The organism is Streptomyces lonarensis (assembly GCF_012033735.1).
GTDB lineage: Bacteria > Actinomycetota > Actinomycetes > Streptomycetales > Streptomycetaceae > Streptomyces > Streptomyces lonarensis.
Map to the genome: position 1 here is coordinate 1 of NZ_JAAVJD010000040.1, position 23,046 is coordinate 23,046.

Annotated in this window: 14 protein-coding genes and 1 pseudogene; 4 read left to right on the plus strand and 11 right to left on the minus strand. The window is 74.3% G+C overall.

Going from position 1 to position 23,046, the window contains the following annotated elements:
- Positions 1-88 precede the first annotated feature (88 nt).
- From HCN56_RS08005 to HCN56_RS08015, 3 genes and pseudogenes are all read right to left on the minus strand, one after another.
- The gene (locus HCN56_RS08005) at positions 89-667 is read right to left on the minus strand and encodes a glycosyltransferase family 2 protein (RefSeq protein ID WP_167968803.1); all 579 of its coding nucleotides are present in this window, start codon (positions 665-667) and stop codon (positions 89-91) included.
- Positions 559-936 (minus strand): glycosyltransferase, encoded by a 378-nt coding sequence (locus HCN56_RS27405; RefSeq protein ID WP_167968804.1) that lies wholly within the window; start codon positions 934-936, stop codon positions 559-561. The genes HCN56_RS08005 and HCN56_RS27405 overlap by 109 nt, the downstream gene beginning before the upstream one ends.
- 17 nt (positions 937-953) lie before the next feature.
- Positions 954-1,211: pseudogene (locus HCN56_RS08015) on the minus strand (aminotransferase class III-fold pyridoxal phosphate-dependent enzyme); the annotation flags it as partial.
- Between the two features lie 141 nt (positions 1,212-1,352).
- Here HCN56_RS08015 and HCN56_RS26955 point away from each other — a divergent pair.
- Both HCN56_RS26955 and HCN56_RS27215 read left to right on the plus strand, forming a co-directional pair.
- Positions 1,353-1,679 carry a sensor histidine kinase gene (locus HCN56_RS26955; RefSeq protein WP_312871128.1) on the plus strand — a complete coding sequence of 109 codons (327 nt, stop codon included), beginning with the start codon at positions 1,353-1,355 and terminating at the stop codon, positions 1,677-1,679.
- The gene (locus HCN56_RS27215) at positions 1,676-2,359 is read left to right on the plus strand and encodes a response regulator (RefSeq protein WP_312871124.1); all 684 of its coding nucleotides are present in this window, start codon (positions 1,676-1,678) and stop codon (positions 2,357-2,359) included. The genes HCN56_RS26955 and HCN56_RS27215 overlap by 4 nt, the downstream gene beginning before the upstream one ends.
- A gap of 81 nt (positions 2,360-2,440) precedes the next feature.
- Here the strand turns inward: HCN56_RS27215 and HCN56_RS08025 are convergent, their stop codons facing one another.
- Entirely contained in the window at positions 2,441-2,878 is a 438-nt protein-coding gene (locus tag HCN56_RS08025) for a VOC family protein (protein ID WP_209312486.1), read from the minus strand.
- A gap of 139 nt (positions 2,879-3,017) precedes the next feature.
- Here HCN56_RS08025 and rpmF point away from each other — a divergent pair, with 139 nt between their 5' ends.
- The gene (gene rpmF / locus HCN56_RS08030) at positions 3,018-3,188 is read left to right on the plus strand and encodes a 50S ribosomal protein L32 (protein WP_167968820.1); all 171 of its coding nucleotides are present in this window, start codon (positions 3,018-3,020) and stop codon (positions 3,186-3,188) included.
- Positions 3,189-3,242: 54 nt separating this feature from the next.
- On the opposite strand, the gene HCN56_RS08035 is transcribed toward rpmF, so the two are convergent.
- The 3 genes from HCN56_RS08035 to HCN56_RS08045 form a co-directional block, all read right to left on the minus strand.
- Positions 3,243-4,619 (minus strand): salicylate synthase, encoded by a 1,377-nt coding sequence (locus HCN56_RS08035; protein WP_167968805.1) that lies wholly within the window; start codon positions 4,617-4,619, stop codon positions 3,243-3,245.
- 337 nt (positions 4,620-4,956) lie between these two features.
- Positions 4,957-5,688 carry a class I SAM-dependent methyltransferase gene (locus HCN56_RS08040; RefSeq protein ID WP_167968806.1) on the minus strand — a complete coding sequence of 244 codons (732 nt, stop codon included), beginning with the start codon at positions 5,686-5,688 and terminating at the stop codon, positions 4,957-4,959.
- A gap of 19 nt (positions 5,689-5,707) precedes the next feature.
- Entirely contained in the window at positions 5,708-6,496 is a 789-nt protein-coding gene (locus HCN56_RS08045; RefSeq protein WP_167968807.1) for a thioesterase II family protein, read from the minus strand.
- A 188-nt stretch (positions 6,497-6,684) separates the two neighbouring features.
- Between HCN56_RS08045 and HCN56_RS08050 the strand changes: the two genes are divergently transcribed.
- Positions 6,685-7,911, plus strand: a complete 1,227-nt coding sequence (locus HCN56_RS08050; RefSeq protein WP_167968808.1) for a cytochrome P450 — start codon at positions 6,685-6,687, stop codon at positions 7,909-7,911.
- Here the strand turns inward: HCN56_RS08050 and HCN56_RS08055 are convergent.
- Genes HCN56_RS08055 through HCN56_RS08070 form a run of 4 tightly spaced genes read right to left on the minus strand, consistent with a single transcriptional unit; the run spans position 7,901 to position 23,041 of the window.
- Positions 7,901-9,850 (minus strand): Gfo/Idh/MocA family oxidoreductase, encoded by a 1,950-nt coding sequence (locus HCN56_RS08055; protein WP_167968809.1) that lies wholly within the window; start codon positions 9,848-9,850, stop codon positions 7,901-7,903. The two genes, HCN56_RS08050 and HCN56_RS08055, sit on opposite strands and share 11 nt — an antisense overlap.
- On the minus strand, positions 9,847-10,974 hold the full coding sequence (locus tag HCN56_RS08060; RefSeq protein ID WP_167968810.1) for an NAD(P)H-binding protein: 1,128 nt from the start codon (positions 10,972-10,974) through the stop codon (positions 9,847-9,849). The genes HCN56_RS08055 and HCN56_RS08060 overlap by 4 nt, the downstream gene beginning before the upstream one ends.
- Complete coding sequence (locus tag HCN56_RS08065; RefSeq protein ID WP_167968811.1) at positions 10,971-16,454, minus strand: non-ribosomal peptide synthetase; 5,484 nt, start codon at positions 16,452-16,454, stop codon at positions 10,971-10,973. Before HCN56_RS08065 ends, HCN56_RS08060 begins: the two co-directional genes overlap by 4 nt.
- Positions 16,451-23,041 (minus strand): non-ribosomal peptide synthetase, encoded by a 6,591-nt coding sequence (locus HCN56_RS08070; protein WP_312871125.1) that lies wholly within the window; start codon positions 23,039-23,041, stop codon positions 16,451-16,453. The genes HCN56_RS08065 and HCN56_RS08070 overlap by 4 nt, the downstream gene beginning before the upstream one ends.
- Between the last annotated feature and the right edge of the window lie 5 nt (positions 23,042-23,046).

Genomic DNA, 23,046 nt, shown 5'->3' on the forward strand with positions numbered 1-23,046 from the left:
GGTCAGCGCACTGGCCACCGCGCTCGGGACACTGCGCGACCGGGGCGTGCGGTTCCGCACCCTGTGACGGCCGCTGCCGCGTCGCCGGTCACACCGGGCTCGTTCCGGGGTGCTCCGCGCTGCCGCGGGCGCGCGGGGCGCCGTGGTCGGTGGCCGCCCGCGCCCCGAACCGGGGGTCGACCCGGCTGCGCAGCCATCCGTAGGCGGCCCCCAGCCCGATCTGCACGTTGACGAGCAGGTGGAGTGCGACGAACAGCGGGACGAAGCGCAGTCCGCGCTTGCGGCGGACGAAGCCGACCAGGCCCGGGTCGGCCACGGCGAAGACCGCCGCTCCGGCGGCCGGGACGAGGGCGAGCGCCGGGTGAAGGACTACGGCCGGCAGCGAGGCGACGGCCAGGGAGGCCGAGGCGACCCCGAGCGCGCTGTTGGCGCGGAGCGCGCCCGGCCGCCGGCGGTGCGCCGCGGCGAACGGCAGGAGGTACTGGGCGCGGCGGAACTGCTCGCGGAGCATGCGGCCGAGGCGGTGCTCCTCGTCGTGGGCGGCGACGACCCGGTCGGTCAGCCGGATGTCGTAGCCGGCGGAGAGCCGTTCGCTGTACTCCACGTCCTCGCTGTCCCGGAGCGTCGGGTCGAAGGGGCCGACCTCCTCGAAGACGCGGCGCGGCACCGCCGCGGTCGCGAAGTACGCGGTGGGGGTGAGCCCGACGCCCCGCAGCCGCCAGTGGTGCGCGTGCAGCGTCCGGTACCACTCGACGGACCGTCGTCGACCAGGGGTTCGGCGGCGATGATGCCGTGCACGCAGCCGAGCCGGGGGTCCGCGTCGAGGAGTTCGACGGCGTTCCGCAGCGAGTCGGGGGAGAGCGCCTGGTCGGAGTCGAGGAAGAAGAGGACGTCGCCGCTCGCGGCCGCCGCGCCCCTGTTGCGGGCCGCCGACACCCCCTCGTTGCGTTCGGCGCGACGCCGGGGATGCCGGGGAACGCGAAGTGGTACTGGGAGCTGCCGGTGAGGGAGCCGGAGCCCAGCAGCTTGCCGTGGAAGCTGATGTCGCTGCGGAGGATCGTGTTGCGCCTGCCCCCGTGGTACTTGTACGCGAGCTTGACCGCGCCCTCGACCGCCTCGGCGCCCGAGTTGGGAAGGAAGGACATGTCGAGGTCGCCGGGCAGCACGGCGGCCAGGTTGTGGGAGAGGGCCGCCAGGTAGGGCGAGAAGTAGGCATCGACCTGTTGCGCCAGGTGGTCCAGACGCTCCAGCAGTTCTCGGTGGAGCTGCGTCGGACGGTGGAGGCGGGCGGGCTGGAGCGCGCCCTGCGCGCCTACCTCGCGGCGAACGTCGAGCCGGGGGTCACCACCGCCGTGCGCCCCCGCGGCCGCCTCGACGCGTTACCGGCGGACGTCAGCGAGGAGGTCTACCTGATCATGCGCGAAGCCGCCCGCAACGCCGTCCGCCACGGTGATCCGTCCCATCTGGAGATCGAGATCGAGGTGACCGACCGGACGCTGCGCGCCACCCTCACCGACGACGGACGCGGCTTCGTCCCCGTCGCCGCTCCGCTGACCGGCGGCCTCTCCGCCATGAAGGAGCGGGCCACGGCGCTGAACGGCCGGCTCACCGCCTCCAGCGCCCCGGGCGCCGGGACCCGCGTCGAAGTACGCGTACCGCTGGTGGAGTCGGGCCGGTGACGGCGCCCGCGGCCCCGACCGCCGCAGCGACGGTCCGCATCTGCATCGCGGACGACCACACCCTCATGCGCGACGGGTTGAAGGAGGTCCTCGGCACCGAACCGGACTTCGCCGTGGTCGGCGAGGCGTCGACGAGCGCCGAGGCCGTTGCCCTGGCGGCCCGGCTGCGCCCGGACGTGATGCTGCTCGACGTCGAGATGCCGGGCCCGCGCACCTCCGACGCGATCGCCGAGATCGCGAGGGTCGCCCCCGGCACGCATGTACTCGTGCTGACGATGCACGACTACCCCGACATGGTCCACGACCTGCTGGAGGCGGGCGCGACCGGCTACCTGCTGAAGTCGATCCTGCGGGACGAACTCGTCGCCGTCGTGCGGTCCGTCACCCGCGACGCGGCCAACAGCGTGGTACTGGTCGTCTCCCGCCGCACCGCCGAGCAGCTGCAGCGCCGCCCGGCCCCGGCGGGCAGGAACCCGCTGACCAACCGCGAGCAGGCCCTGCTGCAACTGGTCTCCGAGGCGTTGACCAACGCGCAGATCGCGGCCCGGTTGTTCATCACGGAGGCCACCGTCAAGCGGCACCTGACCAACATCTACGCCAAGCTCGACGCGGTGTCGCGCGTGGACGCCCTGCGGAAGGCGTCCGCCGCGGGGCTCATCGGCCCCGGCCGCGACGGCTGACCGTCCCGGCGGGACCGCCGGCGTGCCGCGACGCGGACGGGCGCCGGGCGGACGGGCTGACGCCGCCGTGGCGCGGCGGAGTCAGCCGGTCTGTTCGGCCAGCGCGACGATGATGCCCTCGGGGCCCCGGAGGTAGCAGAGCCGGAAGACGCCCTTGTAGTCGGCGACGGTCCCGAGCAGTTCGGCACCGAGCGGCCGCAGCCGGGCGATCGTCGCGTCGATGTCGTCCACCGCGAACATGATCCGGTGCAGCCCCGCGGTGTTGGGTGGCGCGGCACCGACCTCGCCGCCGACGGCCGGACGGTGGTACTCGGTCAGCTCGATCCGGCCGTTGCCGTCCGGTGTGCGGACCATCGCGATCTCGCTGCGCACGCCGTCCAACCCCACCGTCTCGTCCGCCCACGGCCCCTCGATCGAGGCCCGGTCCTCCAGCTCCATGCCCAGCGCGGCGAAGAAGGCGAGGGCTGCGTCGAGGTCCCGGACGACGACGGCGACGTTGTCCATGCGCAACACGGTCATGAGCCGAGGATAGGGAGGCCGGGCCCCGCCCGCCTCCCGAGCGAGGGCAGCCGCCGGAACCAGCCGCGTAATGACACTCATTTTCATGTACGGTGGTGGCTCGACCCCCGACTCATCCCCTGACCAGGAGAACAGCACCATGGCCGTCCCCAAGCGGAAGATGTCCCGCAGCAACACCCGCCACCGCCGTGCACAGTGGAAGGCCAGCACGGCGCAGCTGGTCCCGGTGACCGTCGACGGCAACGTTCACCTCGTGCCGCAGCGCCTGGTGAAGGCGTACGAGCGCGGGCTGCTCCGCCCGGAGGGCTGAACCCGACGGCGGGTCCCCGCCGCTCCGGAGCGACCGGGCGGCGGGGCCGCGGCGCTACGCGCCCACCGCGCGCCGGCTCCGGCCGTCCGCCGCGGCGTCACCGGCCGGCACGAGGCAGCCGCTCACGGCGCGAAGCTTTTCCCGGGTCTCCTCCAACTCCCGGTCCGGATCGGAGGCCGCGACCACGCCGGCCCCGGCCCGCAGCCAGGTCCGCGCGCCGCGGCGCAGAACAGTGCGCAGCACCAGCGCGGCGTCCAGCGTGCCGTCGGCCTCCAGCCGCACCACCGCGCCGCTGTACAACCCGCGGGGCCCGCCCTCCGCATGGTCGATGACGGGTAGCGCGGCCGCCTTGGGTATCCCTGATGCGGTGACGGCGGGGAACAGCGCGGCGAACGCGTCCCAGCCGGTCCGACCGGATGCGAGCCGCCCCCGGAGGCGCGACGCCAGGTGCTGCACGCTCCCCCGCTCCTCCACCGACATGAAGTCCTCGGTGCGCACGGACGCGGGCTCGCAGACGGCGTCCAGCTCCTCCTGCACCAACCGGACGGAGACGGCGTGCTCGTACACCTCCTTCGCGTCGCGGTGCAGTTCCTCCCGGCGGGCCGCGTCACCCCGGAGCTCCCCGGTCAAGGCCCGTGTGCCCGCCAGCGGCTGAGCGGTCACCAGGCCGTCGGCGTCGACTCGCGCCACGATTTCCGGGCTGAAGCCGGCAGCCTCCCACCCTCCGTGCCGGAGCAGGAACGACCGGGCCGGCTGGTGGCTGCGGCGGCCCGCGACGTAGGTTGCGGCGAGGTCCACCTCGCCCTGGACGGTGACGGGACGGGAGATGATGGCCTTGGTCAGCGCCCCGGCGCGAATCCGCCGAACCGTTTCGGCGACCGACTCCAGGTAGCGGTCGGCACGCTGGTCGAGGTCCACCACGAGCCGGCTCGCGGGAGGGTCGAGCGGCGAGGCGTCGGCGGCTCGGAGCCTGGCCTCCAACCGGTCGAGGGCAGGCTGGTCAGGAGCGCGGAGCACGGCGCCCGACGCGGTGAGCTCGACCTCCCGCTGCGGCACCACGAACCGGGCCAGCAGCCCCACCCCCTCCTCCTGCCCGGCGTTCCCGCCCGCGTGGTAGCGGTGGGTGAGTTCGTAGGTGACCCACCCGTGCGATGTCAGGCCGGCCCCCACGGCGCAGCCCTGGAGCAGCCGGCCTGCGGCCGCAAGCGGGTCCGCACCGGCGGGCAGTTCGATCGGCTCGGCCCGCCCGCGGAGCAGCCTGACCCGCGTGGCGAACACCTCGACGACAGCGGACTCCCCCTCGCTCCACACCACCGAACCGGGCTGTTCATAGAGGAGGTACGGGGCGTCGGTCGCCGCAGCGAGCGCTGCGGCAACGGCGACCGGGTCACCGGTGAGGGCGAGCGTGCGCTCGACGGGGAGGGTGGTCACTGGGGCTCACTTTCCGAAGGGTTGGGCTGCGACGTCCGCTCGGCCCAGGCACGTGCGGGGTGTTCTCGCCCCGCGATGAGCAGCAGGGACGGGGGCGGCCGGGTCGGACCCACAGGGCCCGGACCACTGCCGGTCCGCCGGGCGGCCGGGCGGCCGCCACAGCGCGGCACGGCACGGCACGGCTTCCGGCGGTACCTCTGCGCAGCCATCCAACCATAATGAAAACGATTGTCAATGCAATGTGATGGGGCGGCACCCCGACCCGGCACCGGACGGCGCGCCCGTCGCGGCACCGCGTCACCTGGTCACCTGGTCACCTGGTCACCTGGTCACCTGGTCACCTGGTCAGCCTGCCGATCTCCGGTGAGCCCGGCACACCGCCCGCGCTCACCAGGCTGCTGGTCATGCCCGCCTCCTCGGCAAGCTGTTCCAGGCTGAGGTTCTCCCAGTCGTAGCTGTCGGTGGTGGTGCGTACGACCGCGCCCCCACGGAGCACCTTCCAGGTGGTGTGCCACCGCATCACGCGATCATCGACCGGCTCGGCCCGGGTCCACCACTCGTAGGTCTGGTCGCCGATCGACTCCCGGAGCATGCGGAAGGGTGGCACGGTCCGCGCCGTGGCCACCCCCATGAGCTCCACCACGACCGGACCGCCCCGCGGCAGGCGCTCACGCAGCGCCTCCCAGAGCTCGACCCGTTCGGCCTGGGTCAGGTGCCCGACCACACCGAAGATGACCACCGCGCTGACCGTGTCGGGCAGCCGAAGGTGCTGCGCGGGCTCCGCCACCACGGTCACCCGGTCCCGGAGGGCCGGGTCGGAGAACACGCGGCTGGTCAGCATCGCGCGCATCGGGGTCGAGGGTTCGGCGGCGATGATGGGGGCGCCCGGCAGGGCGCGGGCGATGACCTCGGTGATCCTTCCGGTACCGGCACCTATCTCGACCACCGGGCCCCGCGTCGTGTCGACACCGGCCAACGCGGTGGCGAGCGGTCCGGCGCTGGTCCGCACGTGGCGGGCGGCGACCATCTCGTAGAACTCGGCGGAGGCGGTGTAGTAGTCCGCGACCATGCTGGTGACGTCCTTCCGTTCAGGGGGTGCTGGGCCAGGTGCGCGCGGCGGCCACGGAGCGGACGCCGAGGTCCCGGGCCACGGCCTCGGCCAGCCGGACGCGCTGCGGCACGAGGAAGAAGTGGCCGCCCTCGAAGGAGTCGAGGGCCAGTGGACGGCGCGTCACCGCCGCCCAGGTCTCCGCCTGCTCGACACCGCACTCGGGATCGGCGGTGCCGTGGTACACGCTGACCGGGCAGCTCAGCGGCGGCTCGACCGACGGCAGATACGTCTCGATGACCCGGTAGTCGGCACGGACGTACCGGAGGATGCCGGCCCGGAGCTCGGGGTCGGCCAGCACCTCCCGGGGGGTGACCCCGTACCGGGTCAGCTCGGCGAGCAGCACCTCGTCGTCGGCACGGTGGATCGCGCCCACCGCGGCGGCGTGGGGCGCGGCGCGTCCGGCGACCAGCAGCCGCACCGGTTCGGGGAGCCCCCGCCGGCGGAGCTCGAGAGCGACCTCGTAGGCCACCGCGCTCCCCATGCTGTGACCGAAGAGCGCGAGCGGGCGGTCGAGCAACGGGAGCAGCACGTCCACCACCGCATCCACCAGTTCCGCCATCGACTCGACCGCGGGGTCGAGCACGCGGTCCTCCCTGCCCGGGTACTGCACGGTCGCGTACTCGATGCCGTCGGGAAGCAGCCGCTGCCACGGACGGAACGACGAGGCCGCGCCGCCGGCGTGCGGGAAGCACACGAGCCGCCGCTCCGCCTCCGGTCGCACGGCGGGCCTGCGCAGCCACGACGCGCGGGACGTCTCTCTCACCATTCTTCTCCTGTCGCCGACACGGGAACAGCGGTACGGGGCGGTCGAAGGAAGAGCGACACGAGCCCGATTTCCGCAACCGCAGGCGACCACTGTCGAATACGCCGTGGCCCTGCGTCAAGTTTTCATTGGCAACCAACAATGCATCCGTCTAGGATGCCCGATACCGTCGCACGAAGGAATGAAACTCCATGACCGAGAACGATGCGGGCGAGAGCGCCCCGAAGAAGTTTCCGATGACCCGCGGATGCCCCTTCTCCCCACCGGAGGAGTACGCGGAACTGCGCCGGCTGGGCCCGGTGGCCCGCGTGGATCTCCCCACCGGCCGCCGCGCCTGGGTCGTGACGGGGTACCAGGAGGTGCGTGCGGTGCTGGCCGACCCCCGGGTCAGCGCGGACGTCCGGCACCCGCAGTTCCCCGCCCTGGTCCCGGGCGAGCAGGAGGTGGGCGCCAGGACCCGCCCGTTCATCCGGATGGACCCCCCGGAGCACACGAGGTTCCGTCGGATGCTGCTCGCCGAGATGACGGTGCGGCGGACCCGGCGGATGCGGCGCGGGGTGCAGCGGATCGTCGACGAGCGGGTCGACGAACTCCTGGCCGGTGGGCCACCGGTGGACCTCGTGACCCACTTCGCGCACACCGTCTCCAGCACGGTGATGTGCGAACTGATCGGTGTCCGCCGGGCCGACCCGTGGTTCCGGCGCATCACCGGGACGCTCGGCTCCCAGGTGTTCGGCGGGGGCGCCAGCACGGCGCAGGGCGCGGCGGAGGGCATCGGCGCGCTGTCCGCCGTGATCGACGGGGTGGTCGCGGACCGCGAGCGGGCACCCGGCGACGACCTGCTGAGCCGGCTCGTGACCGAGCAGCTGCACACCGGGGGGATCAGCCGGGAGGAGCTGGTCACCACCCTCGCGATCCTGGTCGTGGCGGGCTGGGAGACGACGACCAACCAGCTCGCCCTGAGCGTGCTGGCGCTGCTGGAGAACCCCGGGCTGCTGGCGCGGCTGCGCGCCGACCCGGCTGCGTTTCCCGCCGCCGTCGAGGAGCTGCTGCGTGTTCTCTCCGTCGGGGACTCCATCGCACTGCGTACCGCCACCGAGGACATACGAGTGGGCGAGCACGTCATTCCTGCAGGCGAAGGAATAATCCCTCTGTTGGCGTCAGCAAATCATGATGAGTCTGTTTTCCAGGACGCGACGACAATAGATATCGACCGCCAGGGAAAACAGCATGTGGCTTTCAGCTACGGCATTCATCAGTGCGTCGGCCAGAATCTCGCCCGGCTGGAGCTGGTGACCGCGCTCAGTACCCTTGTGGACCGCATCCCGACGCTGCGTGCCGTGGCACCCCTGCACACGGTCCGGTTCCGGCACGAAGGGATCGCCTTCGGGCCGGAACAGGTCCTCGTCACCTGGTGAGCACCGCCCGTTCCGCACCTCGCAGCACCCCGAGGTGCGGAACGGCAGCCCGGTGGCCGTCCGGTGGCGCCGCCAGGCGCAACCCGGCCTCCTCGGCGACCTGCTCCAGCGTCACCGTGTGCCAGAGGTAGGAGTCGCGTACCTCGCGGACCTGGCGCTCCCCGTCGAACACCCGCCAGGTGGTGTGCAGTCGCATCAGCTCCTCCCCTGCGGGCTCGCCGGCCATCCACCACTCGTAGCGCTGCCGGCCGAGCCGGGCCCGGCGCAGCCGCGTCGGCGGCATGACGACCGGGGTGTACAGGCCCATGAGTTCGACCACCAGAGGCGCCTCCGGCGCCAGTGCGGCCGCCAGGTTCCGCAGCAGTGACCGGCGCTGATCCGGGGGGAGGTGGCCGAGCACGCCGCAGGCGACCGCCGCGCTGATGCGGTCGGGCAGTACCAGGTCGGCCGCGGCCTCCGGTACGACGGTCACCCGCTCTGCGGTGCGCGGGTCCTCGGCCATCCGGCCGGCGAGTACGGCCCGCATCCCGGCGGAGGGCTCCGCCGCGATGATCTCGCACTCCGGGTGGGCGAGCGCCACCTGCCGGGTGACCAGACCGCTGCCGGCACCGATGTCCAGCAGCGGTCCCGCCGCCGGGTCGAGTCCCCTGAGGCAGGCGAGCACCGCCGGCCCGGTGCGCCCGGTGTGGTCCTGCGCCCCCAGGTCGAAGAACTCGGCGGGCCGGGTGTACCCGGCTCCGGGCGCGCTCGCGTCGGCGGCGGGCGCGGCGGCACCCGCGTCCCGCCGCACGGCCGGGGTGGTCGCCGCCGTCCCGTCACACGGCGGCTCATCGGTGGGCGGCCCCAGCAGCTCCGCGGCCGACAGGACCCGCGGGTCAGGCGGGCGGATCAGCTCCGGCGGCCCGAGCGTTGCCATGAGGTCGCGCCAGGCCCCGAAGACGGCCAGGTCGTGCCGTGACTCCCGCAGCACGTCCGAGTCGCTGCGGATCGCCTCCAGGATGCCGTCGAGCGCCCGTGTCACGGCGGCGGGCCACAGTTCGGAGAAGACCTCGTCGAAGCTGTGTCCGTCGGGTGCTCCGGCGATGACGGAGCTCGTGGGGAGCCGGAGCCACGGTGCGTTCGGGCCCGAGCGGAAGACGAGCCGGTGGCCCTCGTCGCGCGGGGAGTGCATGCGCGGGTGCCACAGCACCGGGCCGTGGGTGTCCGCCAGGGTGAGGACGCCCCCTTCGGTGGTCAGCGCGACGCGGTGCCAGAACAGCGCGTGGTTGTCGCGGTCCCCGGGATGGATCTGGTTCTGCACCCGCAGGGTCGTCGGAACACCGGCGATCGTGCCCTGCAGACCGCGGACGGGCGTCCCGCCGCCGGCGTCGACCGGGCCCTCCCCCGGCGCTGACTCCGCCAGCCGCCAGGGGCGCAGACCTCCCAGGGCCCGGCCCAGGATGTCGAACAGCGGCGCCAGCACGTGCACCGGTGACGCCGCGTCCACGTGCAGCACCCGCTGCTCGGCCCGCAGTCGCCGCGCCGCGTCGAGGAAGGCACGCACCGGTTCGACGTGCGGGTAGTGCGTGTTGACCCGGTACTGCACCCGGCCGCGCCGGGCGACGCGCAGGGTGTCCGCGAGCTCGTCGGGGTGCACGGGATGCTCCTGCAGCACGTGCACCCCCCGGCGCAGGAGCGCCTGCGCCAACTCCGTGCCCTGCCCGCCCATGACGGCGGAAGGCACCACCACGCACGCCAGCCCGAGGTCGTCGGGGAGCTGGTCGAGCGCGGTCCAGCAGGGCACGCCGTGACGGCGGGCGAGGGCGTGGGACTGCGGGCTGCCGGTGGCGAGGATGCCGGCGAGCTCCAGGTCGGGGTGGGCGCTCACCGCGTCGACGTAGAACCGGCCGAAGTTGGTGCCGGCCACCACCGTGCGCAGCGTGCTCCGCGAGGCGCTCACAGTTCACCGTCCTCGAAGCCGCCGTGGCCGCCGGGTTCCGCCGCCCCCTCATGGACCAGGAACTCCCCCGCCCCGCCGCGCTCCAGCGCAGCGATGGTCGGGGCGGGGTCGAGCACTTCACCGGCGAAGTGCACGCCGGGTGCGATCCCGCCCGCGGCCAGGGCGCGCACCGCCTGCACGGCGACGGCCGCCGTGAGCCGGTAGCTGTCGTCCGTGCGCACCACGAGGGTGCGCCACCGTTCCGCGCCGGAGAGGGTGAGCACGAGCCGGTAGTACGGTTCGGCGCCGGCGAGGTCGGTGGCACCGGCTCGGACGATCCGGTCGATCAGCTCGGCACGCTGCTCGGGGGTGTCGGCCGGCAGCGTGGGGAGCGCGGAGAACAGGGCGCGGACCTGGCTGCCGGGGAAGACGTTGTACCACTCGGCGTCGTCGAGTCCCTCGACCCGGGCGGCGCGCTCGATCTCCGCCGTCAGCAGCGGTTGCCGCGCGACGGGCGCCGGGAAGTACGGCACCTCGGCGCTCTCCTCGATCCGCAGGGCGCGCGGCACGCGCCGACCCTGCCGCCAGGCGGCGAGGGGGTGGCCGTAGGGCTCGCCGCCGGCGCCGCCGACGCGCAGCGACAGGAGGATGTCGGCGGCGACCGTCCCGGTGGCGTGCTCCAGGCCGCCGGCGTGCGCGACGAGCCGGGTCGGACGGGTGCGGTCCCCGGCGGCCGACTCCGTCAGGAGCCGGTGCGCCAGCCGGGACAGTCCGGGGACGGTGCCGGCGGAGAGCACGGCGGACCGGCCCGCCGGCACGGGCCCGGTCGCCGTCAGCGCCTCGTGCACCGGGTCGTCCCCCAGGACGTCGACGTAGTCGGCACCGGCGGCCAGCGCGGCCAGCGCGACGGTCTCCTTCAGTGCGTAGCTGGGGCCGGCGCAGTTGAGGACGACGCTGCAGCCCGCGCAGAACGCCGCGAGGGAGCCGGGGTCCGTCGCGTCGACCGCCCGGACCTCGTCATCGGTGCGGGCGTGGTTGCGCAGCGCCTCCGTGCGGCGGGCGCCGAGCCGCAGGGGGCCGTCTGCGGCGAGGGCGGCGGTGGCGTGGCGCCCGACCGCACCGGACGCGCCCAGAATGCCGATCACGGGGTGCCCCCTTCGATGACGGCGCGCAGGTGGGCGTGGACGGCGGGGACGTGTTCCCCGGTCATGCAGGTGAAGTGTTCGCCGGCGATCTCTCGGCTCTCCAGGTCGCCCAGGCAGATCTTCGCCCAGTGGTCGGTGATGGTGTCCGCGCTGCCGGGGAAGGGGTAGGCGCCGTTGTGGCGGAGGAAGGTGATGTCCCCCGGGTACGGCTCGGCGCGGTGCCGGCTCAGGGCGTAGGTGCTCTGCTGGTAGGTGCGCAGCGCCCGCAGCAGGCCCTCCGGCTGGTAGGTGCCCTCCAGGGCGGGCGGCAGGGCCTCGCACATGCGGGTGACGCGGGCCATGCGCGGGAGTGCTTCCAGTCGGGCGAACGCCTCGGCGATGTCGGAGAACTCCCCGCCGAGGTCGGTGAGGGCGCCGTCCTCGATGGCGTCGGGGTTCCGGCGGAGCACGGCGCCGACGGCCGCCCCCACCCGGTCGGAGTCGGCGGGGAACCCGATGTGCGCGAGGTCCATGCCCATCATCAGCGCGAAGGAGTACTCGGAGAGCAGCTCGTCGTCGATGCGGAAGGTGGGGCTGTGGCTGCTGATGACGGTCAGGCTGCGCACCGTGGCGCCTGCTTCGGCGAGACCGCGCGCCACCTCGGTGGCGATGACGCCGCCCACGCAGTAGCCGACGATGTCGAAGGCGGTGGTGCCGGTGTCGAGGAGGGCGCGGGCGTACCGCGCGGCCAGCCGGTCGATCAGTCCGTCGGGGTCGGCGTTGAGGAACTCGTCCAGTTCGGGAATCTCCAGGCCGACGAGGCCGTGGCCGCCCGGTGCTGCGGCGCGTATCGCGGTGACCAGGGGCCGGTACGGGAGGAGGGTGCCGGTGCCGGCGTGGACGAGGACGGTGACCGGTGCGTCGGACGGCGGCGTGATCAGGTCGACGACCGGTGAGGTCTCCGCCGCCGCACCCTGCTGGTCGGCCGAGACCTCGCGGAGGTACCCGGCGAGCCCGGCGACGGTGGGTCGGCGCAGCAGGTGGCGCAGGACGACCTCCCATTCGAGGTCCCATTCGGTGCCGTCGAGTCCGTCCAGGCCGTCGCGGAGACGGCCGACGATGCGGGCGACGAGGAGTGAGTCGCCGCCGAGGTCGAAGAGGTCGTCGTCCCGTCCGACCTCCGGGACGTCGAGCAGTTCGGCCCAGAGCGCCGCGACGGCGGTCTCCAGGGCGTCGCGCGGTCGGCCGTCCTGACGAGCCTCGGGCTGCCGGTCCTCGCGATCGGCGCGGGCCTGCAGCAGTGCCCGGTCGAGCTTGCCGTTGGCGGTACGCGGCAGGGCGTCGACCAGCTGCCACCGACTGGGGACGGAGTACTCCGGGAGCAGCTCCGCGCAGTCGCGGGCGAGGAGCGCCGACTCGACGCGGGCGCGCGCCGGGGTGGGCTGGACGAAGTACAGGCGCCGGCCGAGAGCGGCTGCCGCATCCGGGGCGGCGGGGACCTCGGCGGCGACCCTGCCTCCCCCGGCGGAGAGGAGCGCGGTCCACTGGTCCGCGGTGAGGAAGGACTGCTCGCCGTCGGCGCGGACGTCGGTGAACGGACCGGCGTGCTCGGGAAGGAACTCGGTGGAGACCCGCAGGGCCTGGTCGTCGTCGGCGGAGTTCTGGAGCAGCACCAGCCAGCCGTCCGGAGCCACCAGGGTGCGCAGGCGTGCCAGCGCCGCGGGGACGTCCGGCAGGTTGTCCAGCACCCCGACGCAGATCAGCACGTCCACGGAGTGGGGTTCGAGGCCCTGCTCGGCGGGATCGAGCGCGGGGTCGAACGCCGCGCAGCGCACGCGGGGGTCGTCCGCGTGGCGCTGCTCCACCGGCGCCCGGTGACGGGCGGACGAGTCGGTGGCGAGGTAGTCGACCGGGGCGTCGCCGAGCGCGGGGAGGAGCTCCGTGACGGCGCCGCCGCCGCGGAGGCCGACCTCCATCAACCGCAGCGGCGAACCCGCGGACCGCCCGCGGGCCAGCTCGGTGACGCCCGCGACCAGCACCTGGTGCAGGGCGCGGGCTGCGGGGTTGGCGGTGTAGGCGGCGTGCAGCGCCTCGGCCGAGGCGCCGGCGAACGGCAGGGCCGCCGGGTCGGCACGGCCGGTGAGCAGGTCGGGCAGCACACCCGCGCAGCCGCGGACCATCGCGAACAGCTCGGTGCTCCACCGCGCTTCGCGTTCACGGGCGGCGGCGGTCTCCCAGAGCTGCTCGGTTGCGCCCGCCGCGGGCACGACCGGCTCCCGGTGGCCGCCGTCCGGGTCCCTGACGAGGCGGCCGGCGGCGACCAGGCCCCGCAGCCACCGGCGGACGAGCCGGTGGTGTTCGGGGAGGACCGCGAGGCGCTCGCACACCTCGGCGGCCGTTCGCGGCTCTCCGTCGGTGAAGGCGGGGGCCAGGGCCTCGATCATGGCGGACAGCGCGGCCTCGTCGGTGGCGGAGCGGAACGCGGTGAGCGCCGCGAGGTCGACGGCGCCGACGGCGGTGCCGGACGTCCGCGCCACGGCGGCTGCGAACTCCTGCGGGACCGGGGGTGTCTGCGGCAAGTGCGCGGGCTCCACGTAGGCGGTCAGCGAACGCGGCACCGGTGTTCCGCCGTCGGCCTGCCCGCCGGTGACGACCACGGCAGCGGCCCCCACACCGGCAAGCGATTCGACGGTCGCCTGGATCTCGCCGAGTTCGATGCGGTAGCCGCGGATCTTCACCTGGGTGTCGGCCCGCCCCTGGAACTCGATCCGGCCGTCGGGGTGGTAGCGGCCGAGGTCCCCGGTGCGGTACAGCCGTTCGCCCGTGACGGGGTGCTCGATGAAGGCGGCGGCGGTGCGCTCGGGGTCGCCGAGGTAGCCCTGTGCCAGACCCGCTCCGCCGATGTAGAGGTCCCCGGTGACGAGGTCGGGGCGGGCACGGAGCGCGGCGTCCAGCACGTGGAACGTCTGGTTGGCCAGCGGGGTGCCGTAGGGGATGCTGCGCCGCGCGGCGTCGGCGGCGGTCACCGGGTGGTGGATCGACCAGATCGACGCCTCGGTGGCGCCGCCGAGGCTCTGGACGGCTGCGGCGGGGGCCCAGCGGCGGACGGCCTCGGGGAGGGTGACGGGGATCCAGTCGCCCGAGAGCAGCATGAGGCGGAGCGTGGGCATCGGCGGGTCGTCGGCCCGGAGGTAGTCGTGGAGCATCTGGAGCTGCCCGGGGACGGAGTTCCAGACGGTCACCCCGGCCCGGCGCACCGTCTCGGCCCAGCTGGAGGGGTCGCCCCGGCGTTCCGGGTCGGGCATGACGACCGCGGCGCCGCGCGACAGCGGGCCGAACAGGTCGTAGACGGAGAGGTCGAAGCCGAGCTGTGCCAGTGCCAGGACGCGGTCCTCCTCCGTGACCGCGAAGCGCCGGTTGATGTCCTGGACGGTGTTGAGGGCGGCGGCGTGAGAGATCATCACCCCCTTGGGCGCACCGGTGGAGCCGGAGGTGTAGATCACGTAGGCCAGGTCGTCGGGGTGACGGTCGGGTGCCGGCATCTCGGCGTCGTGGGAGGGGACCGCGTCGACGGGGAGCGTCGGGACGGTGTGGCCGATCGCGGCCTCGTCGAGGAGCCAGGACTGGGTCAGGACGGCGCGGGCGTCGGCGTCGGCGAGGATCGCGGCGCGGCGGCGCGGCGGTTGGGTGGTGTCCAGCGGCAGGTAGGCGGCGCCGGCCAGCAGCACACCGAGCACGCCCGCGGCCTGCTCCCATCCCTTGTCCATGGTCACGGCGACGACCTGGCCGGGGGTGACACCCGTGGCCGTCAGGGCGCGTGCCACGCCGTTGGCGCGGGCGACGAGCTCCCGGTAGGAGACCTCGCGTCCCTGGTCCAGGACGGCGGTGCGCTCCGGGGTGCGGTGCGCGGCGGCGAGGACGGGCTCGTGGAGGAGGCCGTCGGGCAGCGGCGCGGCGGTGTCGTTGACGCGGGCGCGGACGGCGCGGGTGCGCTCGGGGAGGTCGACGCGCACGGGCGCGGACCAGGCGTCGGCGTCGTCGGCCAGGCGGCACATGAGAGTGGTGAAGGCGTCGAACAGGTCGTCGGCGACGCCGGGAGCGAGAATGCCCTCACGCACGTCCCAGCTGAGGGCCAGGCCGTCCCCTCGTTCCATCACCTGGCAGTCGATCCAGACCTGCGGGGTCTGGGTCTGGGCGTGGCGGACCGTCGCCTCCGGCTGCCGCATGGTCGCGGAGCCGAGGGTGCTGGTGAACACGATCGGCATCAGCAGGGTCTGCGCCCCGCGGAGGCGCGCCATCTCGCCCATGACCTGGCTGCCCGTGAACAGGGAGTGCGCGAGGTCCTCCAGCAGGTCGGCGCTGAGCTCCCGGACGCGGTCGGCGAAGGCCAGCTCCGTGCCGAGGTCGACCGCGAGGAGTTCGACGGCGGTGAAGTCGCCGACGAGGCGATCGACGTCCTCGTGCAGCGGGAGCCGGGTGAAGGTCGGCAGGTTGAGGGTGAAGGCGGTGTTTCGGCTCCACCGGCCCACGACCTCGGCGAAGGCGGTCAGCGCGGCGGTGGAGAGCGGGAGCCGCAGCTCCGCGGCACGTGCCTCGAAAGCAGCCCGCTGGTCTGCGCCCATCACCGTCTCGTAGCGGCGGAACGGCCCCGGCTGTACGGGGTCGCCGGTGCCGTCGGACGCCATGGGGAGTTCAGGGGCGCCCGGCAGGTCCGGCAGTCGGCGCATCCAGTAGTCGCGGTGACGGTTGTACTCGGTGGTGAGGGTCTGGCGGCGGCGCGCCAGGACGTAGTCGCGGAAGCCCAGGGTGAGCGGGGGCAGCGCCCGGCCGTGGTAGGCGTCCTCGAGTTCGGCGAGCACCACCAGCAGGCTGGCGTAGTCGACGATGAGTTGGTCGACGGAGAGGTGCAGCAGCAGGGCGTCGTCGCACTGCGTCATGCGGAGTTCGAAGAGCGGCGGGCGGTCGGTCGGCGGGACGCGCGAGGCGAGTTCCTCCCGGACCTCCTCCACCCGGCGCTCGACGGCCGCGGATGCGGCTCCGCGCAGGTCGCGGACGGGGACGGAGGTCTCGGGGATGCTCGGCAGCACTTCCTGGGAGCCGTCGGGATGCACGACGGCCCGCAGCATGTCGTGGCGGGCGACCGTCGCCCACCAGGCGTCGTTCAGCCGGGCGGGGTCGGTGTCGGCCGGGTAGGCGAGTTCGGTGTACACGTGGCAGGCGACGCCGCCGTAGCCGTAAGCGCTGCCGCGGCCCACCAGGTAGGCGGCCTGGATGTCGGTCAACGGGAACGGCTCGTGGGCGGCGGCCGGGTCGGGCACGAGTTCGGTGGCGCGGGCCCGCTCGACGAGGTGGTCGAGCACCTCCTGGCGGCGTGTGCGCAGCAGCGCGCGCCGGTCGTCGGTCAGGGCGCCCTGGGGGGCCCGGAACCGCAGCTTCCCGTCCTCCTCCCAGAGCCGGATGCCGTGTCGCTCGAACTCCGCGACGATCTCCTGCGCTCTCATATCTCTCCGCTTTCTTCGTCTGCCGTGTGGTCGGTCTGCATGTCGTTGATCCGGGCCGCGAGCTCGGCGGGGGTTGCCGCCGCGAGGAAGGCCCGGACGGGGATGTCGGTGCCGAACTCCTCGTTGGCGGCACCCACCAGCCGCAGCGCGGTGAGGCTGTCGCCGCCCGCCGCGAAGAAGTTGGTGTCGCGGTCGGGTGGTGCGGTGGCGAGGAGGCGGGCCCAGAGCTCCGCGACGCGGCTCTCGGTGGGGGTCCTCGGCGGGCCACCGGTGTCCTGGTCCGCGTTCAGCAGGTCGGTGAGTGCGGCGCGGTCGATCTCGCCGCCGGGTGTGGCGGGCAGGTGGTCCGGCGAGTCGAGACTCGTGATCCGGGAGGGGACGGCGTGTGCGGGGAGGTGCGCCTCCAGGTGTCCCGCCAGTTCCGCCGTCCGGACGCCGCCCGGCACGACCACCGCGTGGATGCGTGGGTCGGCGGCGGGTCCGGTGGCGACGAGGACGGCGTGGTCGACCGCGGGATGGCTCTCCAGCAGGGTCTCGACGTCGGCCGGGTCAACAGCGCGGCCGGCGCTCGGGAGCGGCCCGTGGACGGCGCGCAGTTCCAGCGTGCCGTCGGGGCGGTGGCGCGCCCGGGTGCCGGTGCGGTACCAGCGGGTGCCGTCGGTCGTCGTGAGCCGTTCGGGCGGTGCGCCCTGCGGAGTGCCGTGTGCGGGCCACGCCAGCCACAGCTCGCCCGACACCCAGTCGGGGCGGTCCCGGCCTGCCGGGTCGGCGACCCGGTACCGTACGCCGCCCAGCGGGCGGCCCGCGGTGGCCGGGACCCTGCCGTCGGGCTGCGTGGCCGGCGGTTCGTGGGCGAGGCCCCACAGCGGCGTGCCGGGCACGGGGGCGAGGGTGACGGTCCGGAAGGCGGGGCCGAACCGTGCGCGGAGGCGGGCGGGGAGGTCGTGGCCGACCCTGCTGCCGGAGAGCGCCGCGATGCGCACGGCCGGGTCGGCGCCGGAGTGCGCGAGCAGGCGGTCCAGTTGCAGCGGCGTCCCGTTCCAGACGGTGGCTCGGTGCCGGGCGCCGAGCAGGGCCGCCGCCGCGGGGTCGTCCTGCTCCGCGGCGTTCGGCAGGATCAGGGAGGCGCCGGAGCCCAGCAGACCGAAGAGGTCGAGGACGGCGCCGGCGGTGTCGGGTGGCGAGAGGGCGAGGCCGCGGTCGTCGGAGCTGAGCGCGAGGAGGTCGCGCAGCTCGGCCAAGGCGTCGGCCACGGCCGCGTGCCCGAAGACGAGCGGTCCGTCCGGGGTGAGCCGGACCCAGGCCGGGGCGTCGGCGTCCGGCGCGAGGGGCGGGGCGGGGTCCGCCCCGTGCGTCAGCTCGTCCGGACGGAGGTGTGCGGGTCCGGACGGTGAACCGGAAGGGAGGTCGGTGACGACGAGGCCGACGCCGGACGGCGGCTCGACGGCCTCCTCCGACGCGTACGGCAGGGGGAGGCACGCGGCCCCCGCGCCGAGGATGCCCAGGACTGCCGTCACCTGGTCGACGCCGACGGGGAGCCGGAGGGCGACGGTGTCGCCGGGGCGGACACCGTGCCGCAGCAGCCCGCCGGTGATGAGGGAGACGCGGTGGGCGAGCTCCCCGTAGCCGACGGTGCTGCCCTCGGAGGTGATGAGCGCGGCCCGCTCCGGGTCGGTCCCGGCGTGGCGCAGGACGTCGAGGTGGAGCGGGACGGCGGTGGGCCGGTCGGCTGCCGCCGGTTCGCCTGCCGCGGGGTGCCGGGGCGGCAGGACTGCGGGGAGGGGGCCGTCGCTCCAGGGCTCGTCCGCGAGCCGGTGGAGCATGCGGCAGTAGGCGTCGAACATGGCGTCGAGCACGCCGGGGCGGAACAGCTCCTCCACGGCGTCCCAGCTGACCATGATGCCGCCGGCGGACTCGGTCACCTGGTTGTCGAGCATGACCTGGGGCGTCTGGGTGATGCCGAAGACCTTGGCGGGGAACGATCCGCTGAGGTCCTTGGTCGCCCGGTCGCCGACGCCGACGGTGCTGCTGAAGACGACGGGCATCGCGGCCTCCACCGTGCCGGTGCGCCGGGCGAGTTCCTGCATGAGCCAGATGGCGGAGGCCTCCCGGTGGTCCAGGTCCTCGCCCATCACGCTCTGCAGCCGGTGCGCCGCCTTGAGCCAGCTCTCGCCGGGCCGCGGCCGGTGGCCGATGAGGGAGACCGAGGTGAAGTCGCCGACCAGGCGGTCGATGTGGGGGTGGACCGGCAGCCGGTTGAAGAGGGTGAGGTTGACGGTGACGCCGTCCTGGTCGCTCCAGGCGGCGAGCACCTCGACGTAGCAGAGCAGCAGGATGACCGACGGGGTGAGTCCCTCGGTGCGTGCGCGGTCGCGGATCGCCTGCCAGCGGTCGGCGGCGAGGGGCCGGTCGCGGCGGGTGAACCGGGGCCGGGTGACGGCTCCCGGGTCGCCCGCGAGCGGGAGTTCGGGGGCGGGGGGCAGGTCGTCGAGCCGGCGCAGCCAGTAGGCGCGTGCCCGCTCGACGGCCGCGCGTTCCGGGACGACGTCGAGGACGTAGTCGCGGAAGGAGATGTCGACGGGCGGCAGCTGGGCCGCCGGGTCGGTGTGGAGCGCGTCGAGTTCGGCGTAGAGCGCCATGATGGACGCTCCGTCGAGCACCAGGTAGTCGAGTCCGACGGCAAGGCGGGTGCGGGTCTGCCCGTCGCGGTGGTAGCGGACGGCACGCAGGTCGAACAGGGGCCAGTGGGTGGGGTCGAGGCGCCGGTGGGACGACTCGTGGCGCAGCGCGTCCAGCGCCGCGGTGGGGTCGGTGCCGGGGTCGACCTCGGTCACGGCGATGGTGTGGCGCGGGACGTCGGGAAGAATGCGCTGGCGGCCCTCGTCGTCGAAGACGGCGCGGAGCATCTCGTGACGCGCGACCAGGAGCTGCCAGGCGTGCTCCACCCGCGACAGGTCGACATCGGCCCCGTCGAACTCGCTGTAGTGGTAGGTCCCCACACCGCCGAGCGGCAGCCGGTCGTCGCGGCCGATCCAGAAGGCACGTTGCACGTCGGTCGGCGGGAACGGCTCGTGGCGGCGGGCGGTGTCGCCGGCGCCGAGGGACTGTTCACGGTTCTCACCGCGGGTGAGGGTCGCCGCGAAGTCCGCGAGCCGGGGCAGGGCGAACAGGCGCGCGACCCGGGCCCCGCCGGCGCCCCGTTCACGGAGAGCCGCGATGGTGCGGGTGGCGAGCAGTGAGTCGCCGCCGAGGGTGAAGAAGTCGTCGTCGCGCCCCACCGAGGCGGCACCCAGCAGCTGGGACCAGACCTCGGCGAGTGTCGTCTCGGCCCAGCCCACGGGGGGTTGGTGGGTCACGGCGGGGGCGGGAGCGGAAGCAGCGAGGAGTTGCGCTGCCCGTCGCCGGTCGGGCTTCCCGTTGGCGGTCAGCGGCAGGAGGGGGACGACCTCGATGCGGGTGGGAACCATGTATCCCGGCAGCGTTCGGGTCAGCTCCTCCCGCAACGCGTCCACGGCGGGCGGGGGCGTGTCGGGGACGCCCCCGACGACCAGCGCGAGCTGGACCGGGCCGGCGGTCAGCAGCGCGACCGCGCCGGAGACGTCCGGCCGACCGGTCACCGCCGCCTCCACCTCACCCAACTCGATGCGATGGCCTCGGAGTTTGACCTGGTGGTCGACGCGGCCGAGGAACTCCAGTGTCCCGTCGCCGTGGTAGCGGGCGCGGTCCCCCGTGCGGTACCAGCGCCTGCCGGCGTGGTGGACGAAGGCACGGGCGGTGCGCTCCGGGTCGTCGCGGTAGCCGTCGGCGAGCCCGGCGCCGCTGAGCCACAGTTCGCCCGGGACCCAGTCGGGGCAGTCCCGGCCGCGGGCGTCCACCACCCGGGCCCGCATGTTCGGCAGCGGGACGCCCCAGGGGACCGGCACGCCGTCGGGCAGGGCGTGGTCGACCTCGTGGACGGTGGAGTGCACCGCCGCCTCGGTCATCCCGCCGAGGGCGACGAACCTGGCCGCGGGGACGAGTGCGCGCAGTCGCCCGAAGAGGTCGGGCCCGACCCGGTCGCCGCCCAGCAGGACCAGCCGGAGGCTCCCGCCGATGCCCGCGGGGTCGGCCTCGGCGGCGGTGAGGGTCATGTCCAGCAGCGCCGGCACGCAGTTGACGAGTGTGACGCCGTGCTCGCGGATCAGCCTCGCCCAGTGCTGCGGGTCGCGGTGTGCGGCCTCGTCCACCAGGACGACCGAGCCGCCGGCCGAGAGCGGGCCGAACAGGTCGTAGACCGCCATGTCGAAGTCGAGCTCCGCGAGCGCCAGCCCGCGGTCCTCCGCGCCGACGGCGAACCGGTCGTTGAGGGCGGTGAGGGTGTTCATCGCCGCTCCGTGGGAGACGTCGACCCCCTTGGGCACGCCGGTGGAGCCCGAGGTGTAGATGGTGTAGGCGGTGGCGGTGCCGGGGTGGTCGAGCAGGGGCGCCGCGGGCGCGTGCACGTCGGCTTCCGCGAGGGAGAGGACGCGGTGGGAGCCGTCGACCGGTACCGCCGCAGGGCCGTCGGTCAGCTCGGCCGTGACCTTCGCGGCGCGCAGGACGCGGGTGGCCCGGTCGGCGGGTTGGTGGGTGCCGACGGGCACGTAGCAGCCGCCGGCGCCGAGGACGCCCAGCACGGCGGCGACCTGGCCGACGCCGCGGGGAAGGCGGACGGCGACCGAGTCGCCCGGTCGCACCCCGGAGGCGAGGAGGAGCGCGGTGACGCGGCCGGCGCGGTCCCGCAGTTCCCCGTAGCTGTGGGGGTGCCCGGTCTCGTCGATCACCGCGACAGCCCGGGGCTGTGCGTCGGCGGCCCGGTGGAAGCCCTCGTGCAGCAGTCGGGGCGCGACGACCGTGTCGGTGGCGTTGGCCCGGTCGCGGACCGCGGCCTGCTCGGCGGGCAGTCGGGAGCCGACGGGCCGCGTCCAGGCGTGCTCGTCGTCGAGGAGTCCTTCGACCAGTGAGCGGTAGGCGTCGAACGCGGCGGCGGGGACACCGGGCGCGAACAGGTTCTCCCTGACGTCCCAGTTCAGCAGGATGCCGTCGTCGAGTTCGGTGACCTGGGCGTCCAGCCAGACCTGCGGGCCCTGGGAGATGATCCACGACGGCTCGCCGAACGTCTCGCGGACCGGGCGGTCGTAGACCTCTCCCATGCCGAGGGCACTGGTGTACACGACGGGGGCGAGCACGGGGGCGCCGCCGGACGCGCGGGAGAGGTCGCGCAGGACGTCGACGCCGGAGTACGCGCCGCGCGCGATGGTGCGGCGGAGTTCGGCCTGGACGGTGCGGGCTGTATCCGCGAACGGCTGCGGGCGGGTCAGGTCGATGTCCAGCAGGACGGAGCTGCTGAAGTCGCCGACGAGGAGTTCAGTGCCGGGGTGCGCGAGGTCGCGGTGGAAGAGCGGCAGGTTGAGGAGGAAGCGGGGTTCGGCGCTCCAGGCGGCGAGGGTCTCGGCGAAGGCGGTGGCCAGCACCGCGGTGGGCGTGAGCCGGTGTCGCCTGGCGTGGTCGAGCAGCAGCTGCTTCCGCTCGGCGGACAGGTGGTGGTGGTGGCGCACCGTGCGGTGGTGGTGCGGGTCGCGGGCGGCCGGGTCCAGCGGGTCGGCCACGATGGGGAGGCGGGGCGGTGCGCTGAGACCGTCCAGCCGGCCGCGCCACCATTGCCGTGCCGAAGCGACGTCGTCCCGGCGGCGCTCTCGGGTTTCCCGGAGGTAGTCGCGGTAGGTGGTGCCCGGTTCGGGCAGCGGCACCTCCGGCTGTTCGTAGAGGTGGCGGAGGTCCGCGAGGAGGACGCGCATGCTGGCCGCGTCGGCCCCGACCATGTCGAGGTCGAGGTGCAGCCGGGTGCGGCCCGCGGGGAGCAGGGTGAGGGCCACGTCGAAGACTTCGCCCTGTTCGGGGTCCATGCGCCGGTGGGTCCCGTGGTCCCGCAGCCGGATGAGTTCGCGCTCGCGCTCCGCGGCGGTGCGGGCCGTGAGGTCGTGGACGGTGACGGCGGGCTGCGCCGGTGCGGCTCGGGTGTGCTGCCGCCCGTCGTCGAGGACGGTCACCCGGAGCATGTCGTGGCGGCGGCGCAGTGCGGTGACCGCCGTCGCGAGCCGGTCGGGGTCGACCCCGGAGCCGTCGAGTTCGACGTAGAAGTGCGCGCCCACACCGCCCAGCGGCTGGTCGTCCTGGCGCCCGATCCAGTAGGCGTGCTGCATGGCGGCGAGCGGGAAGGCGTCCGTGTCCTCGGCCGGTTCCTCCGGGCGGGCCCGCGCCGGCTCCTCGGCGGGTACAAGCGCCGCAGCGTGGTCCGACTGCGTTGCCGGCGCTGCGGGTGCCTGGGCGAGGACGGACACCCAGTCGCGGAGCGTCGCCGCCTCGGCCAGTTCCTCGTACCCGACGGCGACGCCCTGGCGCCGCCAGGCCGCAGTGAGGCGGATCAGCGCCAGGGAGTCGATGCCCAGGTCGAACGGGTCTGCTTCCGGTGCCAGTTCCTCTGGAGGGATTCCCAACGCCGCGGCCACTGCCGCGAGCACCTCCGACTCACCCGGTCGTACACGGTCGGGTGCAGGTACGTCGTTCACGAGTT